The following is a 15,250-nucleotide window of genomic DNA, read 5'->3' as shown; positions in this document are numbered from 1 at the left end:
GCCTCCGCCCGCGCGGGGGCTCTCTTTTCGTGTACATCGGGCGTCCGTTGTCCCCGCAATGCACGGCAATGTAATTCGCCGCATTGAAATTCCGGGGGGCACGCCGTAGCGAAAGCGTGATGCCTCTGCTCAACCAGACCGCGCTGGTCCTGATCGGACTGCTGCTTGCCGCGTGGACGGTTGGCGCGGGCTGGCTCGTACTCGACGCACGGCGGCGCGCGCGGCGCGGCGAGGCGTTGCAACGGCAGGCGCGCAGGCTTGCGCGGATGGTGGACGAATCTCCCGCCCTGCCACTGCTGGTCCGCGCCGACGGGAGGATCGAAGGACCCGCGCGCCTGGCCCTGTGGCTCGGTTTCGAGGCGATGCCCGGCTATCTTTCAGAACTCGACGCCGGCGACCATGGCCTCGACGAAGTTGAGCTGGCCCGGCTTGGCGATGCGGTGCGACGGGCGCAGAAGACCGGCACGCCGTTCCGCATGGCGCTTACCCCAAGGGGCGGCTCGCGCAGTCTGTGCGCGCAGGGTCACCTGGCCGATCCGCAGGTCTCGCCGGGCGGGGCCGCGCTCGTCTGGTTCTTCGACGTTTCCGAAAGCGAGGAGGAACTGGTCGCGCTGCGGGCCGAGACGCGCAAGGCCAAGTCGGATTTCGCCGGGCTTTCGGGCCTGATCGAGGCCGCGCCCTTGCCGATGTGGTTCCGCGGCCCTGACTTGCGCCTGCGCCTGGTGAACAGCGCCTATGTCGCTGCCGTGGGCGCCGAGAGCGCGGACCAGGTGATCGCGCAGGGTATCGAACTGATCGAGCCGGTAGAGGGGCTGTCCGCCGCGCAGGTCGCCCGGCAAGCCCATTCGCGCAAGGTCTCCATCGAACGGTCCCTGCTGGCGACGATCAAGGGCCAGCGCCGCGCGGTGCGGGTGACCGACCTTCCGCTTGGCGACGAGGGGGTGGCCGGTTACGTCGTAGACATCGAGGAAATGGAGGAACTGATCCGCCAGTTCCGCCGGTTCCGCGAGGCGCAGCGCGAGATGCTGGATACGCTTTCCGCCGGGATCGCGCAGTTCGACGAGAAGCGGAACCTCGTTTTCGCCAACCAGCCATTCCTGCGCATCTTCTCGGTCCCGCAGGCGTGGGTGGTGGACACGCCGCCGTTCGACCGCGTGCTGGACCGGATGCGCGACGCGGGCCGCCTGCCTGAAGTGCGCGACTTTCCGGAATGGCGCCGCGAGCGGCAGGGATGGTTCCTTGCCCGCGAGCCGATCGAGGAGCCCTGGCACCTTTCGGACGGTACGCACCTGCGCGTCGTCGGCCAGCCCATGCCGGACGGCGGGTTGCTGATGATCTTCGAGGACCGCACCGAGCAGCTCCAGCTTTCGGCAACTCGCGACACGCTGCTGCGCACGCGTACGGCCACTTTCGACAACCTGTTCGAATCGCTCGCCGTATTCGCGCCAGACGGCCGGTTGCAGCTCTGGAACCGCCGGTTTGCGGCTGACTGGGGGCTCGACGAGGAGTTCCTGGCAACGCATCCCCGTGCCGACGTCCTGCTCAGCCGCATTGCCGACCAGCTCAAACGGCCCGCGCAAGTTGGCACGGTGGCGCAGGTCATCCAGGGGGCGACGCTGGAGCGCAAGCAGCGCAGTGGCAGGTTGGCGCTGGCTGACGGGCGGCATCTGGCGCTGGCCGGCGTGCCATTGCCGGATGGAAACGGCCTGCTGACCGTGCTCGACATCACCGACAGCCAGAAGGCCGAGGCGGCGCTGCGCGAACGGAACGCCGCGCTGGTCGAGGCGGACGCGGTCAAGACGCGCTTCATCGCCAACATGAGCTATGAATTCCGGACGCCGCTGACGTCCATCGGCGGCTTTGCGGAACTGCTTCAGAGCGGCATCGCCGGCGATCTGACCGAGCAGCAGAACGAATACGTCGAGGCGATTCTCACGTCGGTAGAGCGCCTGGGCGAGCAGATCGAGAACGTGCTGGACCTCTCGCAGAGCGAGGCCGGAACGCTGCCGCTGGCGCAGGAACCGGTGGAGATTTTCCCGCTCCTGACCGATGTGGTGACCGAACGCACCGAGCGCCTTGCCGGTGCCGGCATCACGCTCGATCTGAGGGGCGACAGGTCCGCAGGCATGGTAACGGGCGATGCGCGGCGGCTGCGGCGCGCTTTCGGCCAGCTCATCGACAATGCGATTGCGGCAACGCCCGAGGGCGGGCGCATCCTGGTCGAGGCGTCGCGCAAGAAGGGCGGAGCGCTCCAGGTCGTCGTTTCGGACAACGGGCGCGGGATGGAGCCGGCCGTGCTGGCGCGGGCGCTCGACGGCCTGAAGGTCAGCGCGGATGGCAAGGCGGTCGAACGGCGGCAGGGATTGGGGCTTCCGCTGGTCCGCCAACTGGTCGAGGCGCACGGCGGAAACCTGGAGCTGATGTCCGAGCCGGGGCTGGGCACGAGCGCGATCGTGATGCTGCCGTGATCGTCGACCTGCCGGACCTTGCCTCGTCGGAGGCGCTTGCGCGCAGGATCGCCGCGGCCTTGCGTCCGGGTGACGTGGTCGCCCTTTCCGGGGGGCTGGGCGCGGGGAAGACCACGCTGGCGCGGGGGATCATCGCCGCGCTCGGCCACGAGGGTGAGGTGCCCAGCCCGAGCTTCGCCATCGTTGAGCTTTACGATCCGCCGTCCGTGCGTCTGCCGCTGGTCCACGCGGATTTCTACCGGCTCGACGACCCGTCCGAAGCAGACGAGATCGGGCTCGACGATTATCGGCAGGGCGCGGCGCTGCTGGCGGAATGGCCCGAACATGCCGGCGGCTTCGCACATGAGCCGGGGTGCCTTTCCATCATGCTGGAATCCACGGAAAAGGGACGACGGGCCATTGTCTCGGGCGGCGCGGATTGGCTAGAGCGTGGGGCATGGACCTGACCATTCCTCCGGGCGCCGAGGCTTTCCTGAACAAGGCAGGCTGGACCGACGCGACGATCGAGCCTTTGCCGGGGGACGCTTCGTTCCGCCGCTATTTCCGCGTCCGCCGTTCCACTGGAAACGCCATGCTCATGCATGCGCCGCCGCCGAACGAGGACCCGCAGCCATTCATCCGCTCCGCCCGCTGGCTGGACGCCAACGGTCTGCGCGCTCCGCAGATCCTGGCTGAACAGGCCGAGGACGGCTTCGTCCTGATCGAGGATTTTGGCGACGTGCGGATGCGCGAATACCTCGACGCATGGCCGCAGGACGAGGATGCCGTCTATCGCGGCGCGATCGATGCGCTGCTGCAACTTCGGCGCCTGCCACCCGGCCCGTTCACCGGATATTCGCTGGCAGAATACCAGCGTGAGGCAAAGCTGTTCGTCGACTGGTACGTGCCCGCGCGCAACCTCTATGTCGACGGGCGGGAATGGACGGCGGCCTGGGAGCAGGTGCTTGCACCGCTGCTTCCGCGCCAGCGGCCCGGCGTGGCCGTGCTGCGCGATTACCACGCCGAGAACATCATGCTGCTTGGCGGGCTGGACAAGCAGGGCCTGCTTGATTTCCAGGATGCGCTGGTCGGCCATGCCGCATACGACCTCGTGTCTCTGTTGCAGGACGCGCGGCGCGATGTCTCGCCCGAACTCGAGGCCCGGATGCTCGACTACTACCTCGAGCAATCGGGCGAGGGCGAGGACTTCCTGGCGGATTATGCCCGGCTCGGCGCCCAGCGGAACGCCAAGATCGTGGGCATCTTCGTTCGCCTCTGGAAGCGCGACGGCAAGGCCCGGTATCTGGGCTATATCCCGCGCGTGTGGGCCCTGCTTGAGCGCGATCTGGCCCATCCGGCGCTGGCTCCCGTGGCCGAGTGGTTCGACCGGAACATCCCCGCGGAGCTTCGCGAGGCGCGCGGGGGCGCGTTCGAGGCATGAGCAAGGCCCTTGCAAGCGATGTCGCGATGGTGCTGTCGGCGGGCCTGGGCAAGAGGATGCGGCCGTTGACGGCGACGCGCCCGAAGCCGCTGGTCCATGTGGCGGGCAAGCCCCTGATCGACCATTCTCTCGACAAGCTCCAGGAACCTGGCGTGGCGCGGGCGGTGGTCAACGTCCACTACCTTGCCGATGCGATGGAAGCCTATCTGGCGCAACGCAAGGACCCGCAGATCCTCATCTCGGACGAGCGGGAGGAGCTGCTCGAGACCGGCGGGGGCATGGTCAAGGCCTTGCCGCTGATCGGGACCGACCCGTTCTTTGCGCTTAACAGCGACAACATCTGGCTCGACGGTCCGCGCAACGTGTTCCAGCACCTGTCGGACCATTGGGACGCGGAACGGATGGACGCGCTGCTCCTGCTGGTTCCCCACGCCCGCGCGTTCAACTATCGCGGCAAGGGCGATTTTCACATGGATGCCCTCGGCCGCATCTCGCGGCGACGCAGCGGCCGTGTCGCCCCGTTCATCTATAGCGGTATCCAGCTCGTGTCCCACCGTCTCCTGCGCGATGCACCCGAGGGCGCCTTCGGCACGATGAAGCTGTGGGAGCGTGCGATAGGGGAAGGGCGCCTGTTCGGCGTGTCGCACCTCGGCCTGTGGTACGAGGTCGGCGAACCCGGCATGATCGCCCCGACCGAGGCGGCGTTGCGGCAGGACTGATGGACGACGCCCGCGCCCGCCCGCGCGTCTGGTCGATCGCGGCGCATCGCGGCTTTGCCGACGCGCTCGTCGCGGGTCTCGTCCCGCGTTATCGCGAGGATCGCTTCGGCCTCGCCCGGCTGACGCTTCTGCTGCCCAGCCAACGTGCCGTGCGCACGGTGACCGAGGCATTCGTGCGTGCCAGCGGGGCTGGCCTGCTGCTGCCGCGCATGACCGTCGTCGGCGACCTCGATCTTGACGAGACGCTGGGGCCGCTGCTCGATCCCATAGGGGCGGGCGTGGACATGCCCGAGGCTGTCGACCCGGTTTGGCGGCTCCTGCGCATAGCGGGCATCCTGCGCGACGAACTGGGCGAGGACGCGCCGGGCGAGGCGGCGCTGCTGCGGCAGGCGCGCGGGATCGCGCAAGGGATCGACCGCCTGCTCGTCGAGGGCGTGCAGCCCGAACGCATGCTCGACGAGGCGGTGATCGGGATTGCCGCCGAGCTTTCGGAGCATTGGCAGGAAAGCACCCGTCTGTTTGCGCGGGTGTTCTTCCGCTGGCGCGCGGAGCTGGAAGCGATTGGCAAGGTCGATGCGCCAGAGCGGCGCAACCGCCTGCTCGACCACGCCGCGCGAAGCTGGCGCGAGAGGCCGCCGGCGCATCCGGTCATCGCGGCCGGCGTGACTTCCGCCTCGCCAGTGGTGGCAAGGCTGTTGCGCACGGTTGCCGACATGCCCGAAGGAGGCGTCGTCCTCCCCGATCTCGACCTCGCGCTCGACCCGGAGGTCTGGGACGCGCTGGGGAGCGCGGGTGGGCCTGACGGGGGCCTGTTCGAGCGTGGCGACGTGGTGACGCACCCGCAGTACCACCTGAAGCTCCTGCTCAACCGGATGGGCATCGCACGCGACGAAGTGCAGCCCTGGCACCGCGCTGGTCTTGCCGCCGCCCCGCCCGAACGAAGCCGCGCGATCTCCAATCTCTTCCTGCCGCCGGAAGCCAGCGCCGCCTGGGTCTCGCTTGAGGCGCGCGAGCGCCGTCTGGCCGGCGTCAGGGTCATGGAAACCGCGCATCCGGAAGAGGAAGCGCAGGCCATCGCCGTCCTTGTCCGCGAGGCGCTGAAAGAACCGGAGCGCCGCGTTGCGGTGATAACCCCCGACCGCAGCCTTGCCGCGCGCATCGTGGCGCATCTTGGCCGGTGGAACATCGGCGCCGACGACACCGCCGGCCGTCCTCTGCCGCAGACGGCGGCGGGAAGGCTGCTGCTGCAATTGGCCGAGGTCGTGGCCGAACGCGCGGCACCGGTGCCGCTGCTCGCGCTGCTCGGCCACCCGCTCGTGCAGGGCGGGGAAGGGCGTCCGGTGTGGCTGGAGCGCGTGCGCCAGCTCGATCTGGTCCTGCGCGGGCCGCGCCCTGGTCCGGGCCTGCCGGCAATCCGGCAGGCGGTGGATAAAACGGCGAAACGCTTCCCGGCGCTGCCCGACTGGTGGTCGGGCGTCGAGGACCTGCTTTTCCCGCTCGTCCCGCTCGAAGGCGCGGTCCCTCTCGACATGGCCCTCGTCGCGCTGGTCGAGGCAGGCGAGGCGCTTTGCGGAACTGCCCTGTGGGCGCAGGCAGACGGGCGCAGCCTTGCCGCCTTCGTCGAACGCTGGCGCGATGCAGCAGGCGATGCGCCGGCCATGGTCGATGTCGCGGAACTGCCCTCGTTGCTGCGCGATGCGATGGAGGAGATCTCTGTCCGCCCACCTTGGGGCGGCCACCCGCGCCTCGCGATCTACGGCCTGCTCGAAGCGCGAATGAGCCGTGCGGACCTCGTCATCTGCGGTGGGCTGACCGAAGGCACCTGGCCGGGCAGCCCCGCGCCCGATCCGTTGCTGGCCCCGGCGATCCTGCGCGCGCTCGGCATTCCCGGCGCGGAGTTCCGCATCGGCCTGTCGGCTCATGACCTTGCCGCTGCACTGGGCGCACCCGAAGTGGTCCTGAGCCACGCCCGGCGCGACGCGAGCGGCCCGGTGATCCCCTCTCGCTTCCTGCTGCGGATCCACGCGATGCTGGGCGACCAGTTGCGCATCGAGGAGCGCGCGGTGGAGCTTGCCAGGGCGCTTGCGGACGCTGACCGCATCGCCCCGCATCCGCAACCGCGCCCGATGCCTTCGGCAGAGCAGCGTCGCGTCCCCATAGCCGTCACCGCGCTCGATCGGCTGCGCGGCGATCCCTACCAGTTCTATGCCTCGGCGATCCTTGGCCTGAGGAGCCTCGATCCGATCGATGCCGATCCGACGCCCGCCTGGAAGGGCACGGCGGTCCATGACGTGCTCAAGGCATGGCACGAGTCCGGCGGCGTCCCGGGCCAGCTCGTTCCACTGGCCGAGCGCATGTTCGACGAGATGAGCGCGCACCCGTTCATGCGCACCATGTGGAAGCCGCGCCTTGTGGACGCGCTGCACTGGATCGAGGAGGAGACGGATCGGCTTGCCGGGGAAGGCCGCGAAGTCCTCGCCGTGGAACGCAAGGGCGAGATCGTGGTCGACGGCATCCGCATCCACGGTCGCGCGGACCGTATCGACCGGCTGCCCGACGGTACGCTCGCGGTGGTCGACTACAAGACGGGAAAACCGCCTTCGGGCAAGATGGTGGCCGAGGGCTTCGCCTTGCAGCTCGGCCTGATCGGCCTGATCGCACGCGGCGGCGGCATGGACGGTGTGGCGGGAGAGCCCACGGCGTTCGAATACTGGTCGCTTGGCCGCAACAAGGAACGCGGCTTCGGCTACATGAAGTCTCCGGTGAAGGAGACGGCGCGCCAGACCGGCATCCCGAGGGAAGAGTTTCTCGACCGCACGGAGGACTACCTGCACGAAGCCATAGCGCGCTGGTTGCTTGGATCGGAACCCTTCACCGCAAGGCTCAATCCCGACCTTCCGGGCTATTCTGACTACGACCAGCTCATGCGCCTCGATGAATGGCAGGGCCGTGAGCGCAAGGGAGGCGGCGGCGAGCCATGAGCAAGGTCTACCCGCTCAAGGAAAACCAGGCCCATGCGGTTCATCCGCAGCGCACGGTGTGGCTGTCCGCGTCGGCCGGCACCGGCAAGACCCAGGTGCTTTCCGCCCGCGTCCTGCGGCTGCTTTTGCAGGATGGCGTAGAGCCCGAACAGCTTCTCTGCCTGACTTTCACCAAGGCCGGCGCCGCCGAAATGGCCACACGCGTGAACGAGGTTCTGGCAAGCTGGGTCCGGTTGCCGGAAATCGAGCTTGCCCAGCAACTGAGAGCCATCGGCGCGCCGTTCGATCCGGGCACCGTGGCGCGTGCCCGCAGCCGCTTTGCCGCCGTTCTCGATTGCCCCGGCGGCGGATTGCGGATCGAGACGATCCACGCCTTCTGCCAGTGGCTGCTGGCCTCTTTCCCGGTGGAAGCAGGTCTGCGGCCCGGGACCCGCGCGATGGAAGACCGCGACCGCGCGCTGCTGGTGCGGCAGGTTCTCGCCGAAATGCTCGTCGAAGCCGGGGAACGTGGCGACGAGGAACTGCTCGACGCGCTGGCGACGCTTTCGCGGCGGATGAGCGAGGATCAGGTAGAAGCCTTCCTCCTGCGCTGCGCCTCGGCGCGGGACCTGTGGTGGGGGGCCGGCTCCTGGACCCCGCCGCTGCGGCCGCGCATCAACCGCGCGCTTGGGTTGGGCGAGGATGCGGGCGTCGCCGCGCTTGCCGCCCTTTGCGCCGAAGACGCGTTCGATTGCCAGTCGGTCCGTCGCTGCATGGAGATGAATGCTGCATGGGGGACCAAGGGCGGGATCGAGAATGCGAACGCGCTTGGAGACTGGCTGTCGGCAACGCCGTCGCGCCGTCTGGAGACGATCGCGCTGCTTGAAGCCTGCTTCCTGACGGCCAAGGGCGAACCGCGCTCGACCACGAACATCGAGAAGAAGCAGCCGGACTATCCCGGTTACGCATCGCGGGTGATCGCCTGCATCGAGGCATTGCGAGCCGAGCGGGCGAAGATCGACCTTGCCGACCTGCTCGAAACCGCGCTTGGCGTCGGTCGCCGCTTCGCGCTGGCGTGGGACGCGGCGAAGACCCGCGAGGGCTTCATCGATTTCGACGACCAGATCCGCACCGCCGCCGAACTGCTGACCCGGCGGACAACTGCCGAGTGGATACGTTTCAAGCTTGACCGCCGCTTCGACCATATCCTTGTCGACGAGGCGCAGGACACCAACGCCTCGCAGTGGCAGATCGTGCTGGAAGGCCTCGTATCGGACTTCTTCACCGGTGAAGGCCAGCGCGGCCCCGCAGTGCGCACGCTGTTCGTCGTGGGCGACTACAAGCAGGCAATCTTCGGCTTCCAGGGTACCAGCCCGGAAAACTTCGCCCGCGCCAGCATTCGCGTGAAGGAGCAGCTTGCCGAAGTCTCGGCGATCCTGCGCGATCCGGAGCGCGAACTGCTCGAACTTGGCCTGGGCCAGTCCTTCCGCACCGCCGCGCCGATCCTCGGGTTCGTCGATGCGGCGATAGGGCGGATTGGCTGGGACCGATTCGGGTTGAGCCAGATGCCGGAGCAGCACAAGGGCCTGCCGATCCCCGGAACCGTGGGGCTTTGGCGGGTGGTCGGCGACGATGCGGGCGAACCGGGAGAGGACGGCGAGGACACGGACGAAGGCGAGGAAGGCTGGCTTTCCCGCCCGGACCGCGAACTCGCGGATCGTATCGCCCGGCAGGTGCGGGCGTGGATCGATGTCGGTTTTCCGCTGGGCAAGGGCGACACGCCGCGACTGGCGAACGCCGGCGACGTGATGATCCTTGTCCGCAAGCGCAAGGAACTGGCCGGGCTGATCGTTGCCAGGCTTCATGCGCGCGGCGTGCCCGTTGCGGGCGTGGACCGGCTACGGCTCGGCGCGCCGCTGGCGGTCAAGGATCTGGTCGCGGCATTGCGGTTTGCCGCGCAGCCACTCGATGACCTGAACCTTGCCGGGCTGCTGGTGTCGCCGCTGATCGGATGGTCGCAGGAAGACCTGCTCGAACGCGGCTATCGCCCCCATGGCGAACGGCTGTGGGAATGGCTGCGTCGCAACGAGGGGCCGGAAACGTTCGAGATGATGGAACGGCTGCGCGCCCTGTTGGCGCGGGCCGATTTCGATCCGCCGCAAGTCCTGCTGCACTGGCTGCTGGTGGGGCCCTGGGATGGCCGGCGCAAGCTGGTGGCGAGGCTTGGCGGCGAGGCCAACGATCCGATCGATGAACTGCTCAACGCCGCGATGGCCTATGCCAGCGCGAACGTGCCAAGCCTTGTCGGGTTCCTCCAGTGGTTCGATGCCGGCGAGGGCGAGTTGAAGCGCGAAGCTGGCAAGAGCGACGGCCTTGTGCGCGTGATGACGGTCCATGGATCGAAAGGGCTTCAGGCACCCATCGTGATCCTGGCCGACGCGGCGGACGATCCGGACCTATCGCCTCCGCGCGGCCTCGAAATCGTCGAGGATGTCATGGGCGCGCGCCGCAAGGTGCCGCTGCCGCCGCTCCGCAAGGAGGAGAAGGCTCCCGCCGTGATCGAGGCCGAGGCCGAGGCCAAGCGGGCCGAGCGCGAGGAGCATTGGCGCCTGCTTTACGTGGCCATGACCCGGGCTGAAGAAGCGCTGTTCATCGCCGGGGCCAAGGGCAAGGTGCGGCGGACGAGCGGCGGCGAACTTCCGGTCGATAGTTGGTACGCGCAACTCGAACCGCTGTTCGGCGATGGCGAGTGGGAAGTCGATCCGCTGTGGGGCGGGCGCAAGACCATCGGTCGGCCACAGGATTTCGTCGGGCGCCCTGCACAGGCAGATGTCTCGCCAGTCCGGGCGGCACTGCCTCAGGTGTTGCTGACGCCCGTGGGTGCCGAACCGCGTCCGCCACGGCCGCTTGCGCCATCGTCGCTTGGCGAGGACGAAGCGTCCGAGCCGCCCACACATCCCGGGCCGGGAGCGATGATCGCTGCGCGGCGCGGGACCTTGCTGCACCGCCTGATCGAGCGCCTGCCCGAAGTCTCTCCGGCGAGCCGGGAAGCGTCGGGTATGGCATGGCTGGCGCGGGCCGGCAGCGATTTCGACGAGGCGGAGCGTTCGGCAATGGTGCGTTCCGCGCTTGCGGTGCTCAATCATCCGGAGTGGTCCGACGTGTTCGGTCCGGATTCGCTTGCGGAGGTTCCGTTGGCGGCAGTGGTCGCGGGACGCGTGGTCAGCGGGACGGTCGACCGGCTGGTCATCGGACGTGAGCGGGTCCGTATCGTCGATTTCAAGACCGCGCGCAGGCCCCCGGCGAGTTTTACGGAGGTGCCCGCCGCCTATGTCCGGCAGATGGCGGCCTACGTTGCCGCGCTTGAGGCCATCCATCCCGGCGTACCGGTCGAGGCAGCGCTACTCTATACCCACACGCCGCAGCTTTTCGTTGTACCGCAAGAGGTTATCGCCGCGCAAAAGCTGCGCCTTGCCGGACAGCAGGAATCCTTTTCCGCATGATCGGTTGCGCGCTGCAACCGACGGCCTAAATTGGCCGCAAAGACAACAGGAGTTCAACGAATGCCGACCAAAGCCGTCACCGACGCCAGCTTCGCCAGCGATGTCCTGGGCAGCAGCAAGCCCGTGCTCGTCGATTTCTGGGCGGACTGGTGCGGCCCCTGCAAGATGATCGCCCCGGCGCTCGAGGAGATCGCCGAGGAGCTTGGCGACAAGGTCGAGATCGCCAAGGTCGACATCATGGAAAACACGGACACCGCCAGCAAGTTCGGCGTCCAGTCGATCCCGCTGCTGATCCTCTTCAAGGACGGTCAGCCCGTGGCGCAGAAGCTTGGCGCAGCGCCGAAGAGCCAGCTCAAGGGCTGGCTGGAAAGCGTTCTCTGAGCCCATGCCGCAGTGCCCTCGCCATGGCGGGGGCCTCGGTCGGGCGACGGGCGACCTCAGCCGATCAGTGACATCCGCTCGGCCAGCGCGTCGAACAGCGCCGGGCTGGCCGCGCCGATGAGGCCGGGCTCGAGATGGCGGTCGACCCGGTAGGGCGACCCGTCAGGGCGCGCGGCCTTTCCACCGGACTCGTTGAGAAACAGGACACCGGCGGCGTGGTCCCACGCCAGGGTCCGTTCGAACACCGACACGTCGTTGATGCCAAGGGCAATGCGCGGGTATTGCTCGGCGGCGCAGCGCGGAATGTCGACCAGGGCATAATGCGGGGCGATATGCTCCAGCAGCGCCGCTCGCTTCTCCTGATCCACGAAGACCAGAGAAATCGCCGCGATGGGCGGTTCTTGGCCGCTGGGACGCGCGGTGAAGCGCTCGCCGTTCAGCCATGCCCCCTTGCCGCGATGGGCCGTGCACAGGCGGCCCGTCAACGGATCGTAGATCCACCCGGCCACGGTCTCGCCTTTTTCGGCCAGCGCAAGCAGGATGCCGAAGGGCGGCTTGCCCACGGCGAAATTGTTGGTGCCGTCAAGCGGGTCGATGATCCAGCACAGACTGTCGGACAGGTGCTCGAGCACCGACGCATCGGCGTGGGCGGCTTCTTCCCCGACGATGGCGGCTTCCGGAAGGATGCGGGCGAGCCCTTCGGCCAGCATGGCCTCGCTTTCCGTATCGGCGATGGTGACCACGTCGTCGGCGGCCTTGGCGGTCACGTGATGGTCGGCAAGCTGCTGATAGTGCTTCAGAAGCGTGCGCTGCGCGGTGTCACGCATGAGCGCGGCGACGGCTTCGTCGAGAGCTGTTTCTGCCATGTCGAACCTCAGATGAGCGGGATCATGACCTGGCTGGCGTAGCCGGGCCGGGTGCGCAGGCGTGCGTACCAGTCCGCTAGGTGTGGCAGGTCGGGGCGCTCGATCGGCAACGAATGGTAGGTGTGGGCATAGACGCCCATCGGGATATCCGCGATGCCGAAGCGGTCACCGGACAGCCACGGACGACGGGCGAGTTCCTCGTCGAGGATCGCCATCATCCCGGCGGCGGCGGTGGCAGACGTGGCGACTGCAGGATCGCTCGCGTCCTTTCCGTGCCGCACGCATCCGAGAAAGGCATCGCGCTGCGCATCGGCGAAATGGAACTGCCAATCCATCCACTTGTCGCCCTGCGCGCGAACGACCGGGTCGTCGCTGCGGAATGCGGGCGCGTGGCGATCCGCGAGATAGCGCAGGATGGCGTTGGATTCCCACAACGCCAGTTCGCCCTCCTCGATCATCGGGACCATGCGATTAGGATTTTTTGCAAGATAATCCGTAGTATAACCGAACTGACCGCCGATATCGCGGCGCTGATGGGGCAGGTCCATCTCGATCAGCGCCCACGCCACCTTCTTCACGTTGTGCGAGTTCAGGCGGCCCCAGAGTGTGATCACGGCGAGGGCCTTTTCAACTGCGATAGTCGGCGTTGATCGAGATGTAGCCGTGCGTCAGGTCGCAGGTCCAGACCGTCGCCCTGCCATCGCCGAGGCCGAGATCTACCTCGATCGAGATTTCCCGGCCCTTGAGATGCGCGGCGACGGGCGCTTCGTCGTAGTCGGCAAGCGGCTGTCCGTCGCGCGCGGCCCAGGTACCGCCGAAGCCAATGGACAGGCGGTCGCGGTCTGCCGGTTGGCCGGCCTTGCCCACGGCCATGACGACGCGCCCCCAGTTGGCATCCTCGCCGGCGATTGCGGTCTTGACCAGTGGCGAGTTGGCGATGGCGAGGCCGACCTTGCGGGCGCTCTCGTCCGAGACAGCGCCCGAGACGGCGACGGCGATGAACTTCTGCGCGCCTTCGCCGTCCTTGACCACGAGATGGGAAAGCTGGCGGCAGATGTCCTCCAGCGCGGCCGCGAAGGCATCGGCACCGGGGCTGTCGAACGAGGTCAGGGGCTCGTTGCCGGCCTTGCCGGTGGCGAAAGCGAGGACGGTGTCGCTGGTTGACGTATCGCTGTCGACAGTGATGCACGAGAAGGTGCGGCGGTTGGCCGCAGACAGGCATTCCTGAAGAAATTCAGGGCTTACGGCTGCGTCGGTGAAGACGTAGCCGAGCATCGTCGCCATGTCGGGTGCGATCATGCCGCTTCCCTTTATGATTGCGCTGAAGTGTACCTGAACGGCACCTAGCTGCGCCTTGGCGGACGCTCCCTTGGGGAAGGTGTCGGTCGTACCGATCGTGCGCGCGGCCTCTTCCCAGGTGCATTCATCGGCCGCCAGCGCCGCCTCGATGCCCGCCCTGGCCTTGTCCTTGGGCAAGGGCACGCCGATCACGCCGGTGGAGGAAACGAAGACCTCTTCCTGCGCGCAGCCGAGGTTTGCGGCGACCTGCGTCATGATCTGCTCCACCGCCTCGCGCCCGCGATAGCCGGTGAAGGCATTGGAGTTGCCGGCATTCACGACCAGCGCCCGTGCGCGGCCCCGGGCAACGTTCGCGCGGCCAAGCTCAACTTCCGAGGAACAGCAAACGTTGCGGGTGAAGACGCCCGCGACAGCAGTGCCTTGCGACAGTTCGACATACGTCAGGTCGCACCGGCCCCAGTCCTTGTATCCAGCGCGCGCGACGCGCGGCGTGACGCCGGCGATGGCCGGCAGTTCGGGAAAGGGCGTGGCGAGCGGAGAAACGGCGTCGGACATGGTGCTCCGCCTAGCGCGCGGCGGTGCAGGGTTCAAGTTTGGCGGGCCGCTCTTTCCAATTGGTTTTGTCTGTGCTGGAAAGGGTGCATGATCAAGCAGTTCTGCCATCCGCTTGCCGTTGTGGCATTTTTGTCTTTTGCGTCCGGTGCGGCCGCCAGGGAGCCGACTGCCGCAGTGCCGATGGGCAGTCCCGGCTGGTGGGCCACTTCCGGAGATTATCCACGGGAAGCCTTGCAGAAAAAGCTTGAAGGCACGGCTGGGTTTCGCGTCACGGTTGGTCCCGATGGAAAGCCAAGTGCATGCGAAATCGTCGCATCGAGCGGCGTAGCGGCGCTCGACGAGGTGACCTGTTCCGTCGTGATGACCCGCGCCAAGTTCTATCCCGCTCGCGATGCCAAGGGCAAGGTCACCGAAGGCGTCTATTCCAACGCGATACGGTGGATCCTGCCGCCGGACGTCAGCAAGACCCTCTCGCCCAAATCCGAGACCCTGACCTTCATTCTCGACAAGGATGGATCGATCAAGGATTGCACGTTCGTGGTCACCGGCGCGGATGCCGAAGTGGCGCGGAAGACCAAAAACCTGTGCGACTCCCATTCGGCCTTCAACGAACCCTATCGCGATGCCGACGGCAAGGCGGTGGCGAAGAGGGTGATCATGAAGTCTTCACTCGAACTCGAAGATGTCGCGAAGTAAATCAGCTTTCGCGATGGACGAACCGCGATGGAATGCCTATCTGGTGCGGTGATGCGCATTCTGCTCGCCCTGCTGGCCATGATTACGGGCCTTTCCCTGCCGGAGGTGGCGTTCGCCGTCTCGCGCACGGAAGTTGCGGATGCGGGCGTTTCGGCCAGCGCGACGGCCTCGGCGGAGCAGCGGCAGCAGCGCTGCGCCGGTCGGGGTGGCGCGGTCCCGCAAAAGCGCACGAGCGCCCGCCGCAAGACGGTGTGGCTTCCCGCCCCGGCACTGATCCGGCCCTGCGGCATTGAACTGAGCGACCGCGCGCGCGAATAGCGCCGATCGATCGCATAGGTTTTCCGGCAATTTGCATTGCCTGCAACGGCGCGTCCGATGCGCGC

Annotated in this window: 12 protein-coding genes; 9 read left to right on the top strand and 3 right to left on the bottom strand. The window is 67.5% G+C overall.

Annotation, left to right across the window (positions count from 1 at the left end):
• Positions 1 to 119 precede the first annotated feature (119 nt).
• The 7 genes from SARO_RS10065 to trxA are packed head-to-tail and all read left to right on the top strand — an operon-like array spanning position 120 to position 11,451.
• Complete coding sequence (locus SARO_RS10065; protein ID WP_011445650.1) at positions 120 to 2,468, top strand: sensor histidine kinase; 2,349 nt, start codon at positions 120 to 122, stop codon at positions 2,466 to 2,468.
• On the top strand, positions 2,465 to 2,914 hold the full coding sequence (gene tsaE, locus SARO_RS10060; RefSeq protein WP_011445649.1) for a tRNA (adenosine(37)-N6)-threonylcarbamoyltransferase complex ATPase subunit type 1 TsaE: 450 nt from the start codon (positions 2,465 to 2,467) through the stop codon (positions 2,912 to 2,914). The genes SARO_RS10065 and tsaE overlap by 4 nt, the downstream gene beginning before the upstream one ends.
• On the top strand, positions 2,905 to 3,888 hold the full coding sequence (locus SARO_RS10055) for an aminoglycoside phosphotransferase family protein (RefSeq protein ID WP_011445648.1): 984 nt from the start codon (positions 2,905 to 2,907) through the stop codon (positions 3,886 to 3,888). Before tsaE ends, SARO_RS10055 begins: the two co-directional genes overlap by 10 nt.
• On the top strand, positions 3,885 to 4,607 hold the full coding sequence (locus tag SARO_RS10050) for a nucleotidyltransferase family protein (protein ID WP_011445647.1): 723 nt from the start codon (positions 3,885 to 3,887) through the stop codon (positions 4,605 to 4,607). The genes SARO_RS10055 and SARO_RS10050 overlap by 4 nt, the downstream gene beginning before the upstream one ends.
• Positions 4,607 to 7,588 (top strand): double-strand break repair protein AddB, encoded by a 2,982-nt coding sequence (addB, locus tag SARO_RS10045; RefSeq protein ID WP_011445646.1) that lies wholly within the window; start codon positions 4,607 to 4,609, stop codon positions 7,586 to 7,588. The genes SARO_RS10050 and addB overlap by 1 nt, the downstream gene beginning before the upstream one ends.
• A complete protein-coding gene (gene addA / locus SARO_RS10040; RefSeq protein ID WP_011445645.1) occupies positions 7,585 to 11,070 on the top strand; it encodes a double-strand break repair helicase AddA in 3,486 nt (1,161 codons plus the stop codon). Before addB ends, addA begins: the two co-directional genes overlap by 4 nt.
• Before the next feature lie 60 nt (positions 11,071 to 11,130).
• Positions 11,131 to 11,451 (top strand): thioredoxin, encoded by a 321-nt coding sequence (trxA, locus tag SARO_RS10035; RefSeq protein ID WP_011445644.1) that lies wholly within the window; start codon positions 11,131 to 11,133, stop codon positions 11,449 to 11,451.
• Positions 11,452 to 11,507: 56 nt separating this feature from the next.
• Here trxA and SARO_RS10030 read toward each other — a convergent pair whose 3' ends face one another.
• The 3 genes from SARO_RS10030 to argJ are packed head-to-tail and all read right to left on the bottom strand — an operon-like array spanning position 11,508 to position 14,171.
• On the bottom strand, positions 11,508 to 12,317 hold the full coding sequence (locus SARO_RS10030; protein ID WP_011445643.1) for an inositol monophosphatase family protein: 810 nt from the start codon (positions 12,315 to 12,317) through the stop codon (positions 11,508 to 11,510).
• Between the two features lie 8 nt (positions 12,318 to 12,325).
• On the bottom strand, positions 12,326 to 12,931 hold the full coding sequence (locus SARO_RS10025; protein ID WP_011445642.1) for a glutathione S-transferase family protein: 606 nt from the start codon (positions 12,929 to 12,931) through the stop codon (positions 12,326 to 12,328).
• A 13-nt stretch (positions 12,932 to 12,944) separates the two neighbouring features.
• Positions 12,945 to 14,171, bottom strand: a complete 1,227-nt coding sequence (gene argJ / locus SARO_RS10020) for a bifunctional glutamate N-acetyltransferase/amino-acid acetyltransferase ArgJ (protein ID WP_011445641.1) — start codon at positions 14,169 to 14,171, stop codon at positions 12,945 to 12,947.
• Positions 14,172 to 14,258: 87 nt separating this feature from the next.
• Here argJ and SARO_RS20235 point away from each other — a divergent pair, with 87 nt between their 5' ends.
• The gene (locus SARO_RS20235; protein ID WP_049759368.1) at positions 14,259 to 14,867 is read left to right on the top strand and encodes an energy transducer TonB; all 609 of its coding nucleotides are present in this window, start codon (positions 14,259 to 14,261) and stop codon (positions 14,865 to 14,867) included.
• A 51-nt stretch (positions 14,868 to 14,918) separates the two neighbouring features.
• A complete protein-coding gene (locus tag SARO_RS10010; protein WP_041550287.1) occupies positions 14,919 to 15,185 on the top strand; it encodes a hypothetical protein in 267 nt (88 codons plus the stop codon).
• Positions 15,186 to 15,250 lie beyond the last annotated feature (65 nt).

The organism is Novosphingobium aromaticivorans DSM 12444 (assembly GCF_000013325.1).
In the GTDB taxonomy this organism is placed as follows: domain Bacteria; phylum Pseudomonadota; class Alphaproteobacteria; order Sphingomonadales; family Sphingomonadaceae; genus Novosphingobium; species Novosphingobium aromaticivorans.
This window is presented reverse-complemented; position numbering and strand designations above follow the sequence as displayed.

Excerpts from the sequence above, each read along its gene's own strand:
- SARO_RS10050 (WP_011445647.1), top strand. The coding sequence starts at position 3,885 with ATGAGCAAGGCCCTTGCAAGCGATGTCGCGATGGTGCTGTCGGCGGGC.
- addA (WP_011445645.1), top strand. The coding sequence starts at position 7,585 with ATGAGCAAGGTCTACCCGCTCAAGGAAAACCAGGCCCATGCGGTTCAT.
- SARO_RS20235 (WP_049759368.1), top strand. The coding sequence starts at position 14,259 with ATGATCAAGCAGTTCTGCCATCCGCTTGCCGTTGTGGCATTTTTGTCT.
- SARO_RS10030 (WP_011445643.1), bottom strand. The coding sequence starts at position 12,317 with ATGGCAGAAACAGCTCTCGACGAAGCCGTCGCCGCGCTCATGCGTGAC.
- argJ (WP_011445641.1), bottom strand. The coding sequence starts at position 14,171 with ATGTCCGACGCCGTTTCTCCGCTCGCCACGCCCTTTCCCGAACTGCCG.
- SARO_RS10010 (WP_041550287.1), top strand. The coding sequence starts at position 14,919 with ATGCGCATTCTGCTCGCCCTGCTGGCCATGATTACGGGCCTTTCCCTG.
- SARO_RS10055 (WP_011445648.1), top strand. The coding sequence starts at position 2,905 with ATGGACCTGACCATTCCTCCGGGCGCCGAGGCTTTCCTGAACAAGGCA.
- addB (WP_011445646.1), top strand. The coding sequence starts at position 4,607 with ATGGACGACGCCCGCGCCCGCCCGCGCGTCTGGTCGATCGCGGCGCAT.
- SARO_RS10065 (WP_011445650.1), top strand. The coding sequence starts at position 120 with ATGCCTCTGCTCAACCAGACCGCGCTGGTCCTGATCGGACTGCTGCTT.
- trxA (WP_011445644.1), top strand. The coding sequence starts at position 11,131 with ATGCCGACCAAAGCCGTCACCGACGCCAGCTTCGCCAGCGATGTCCTG.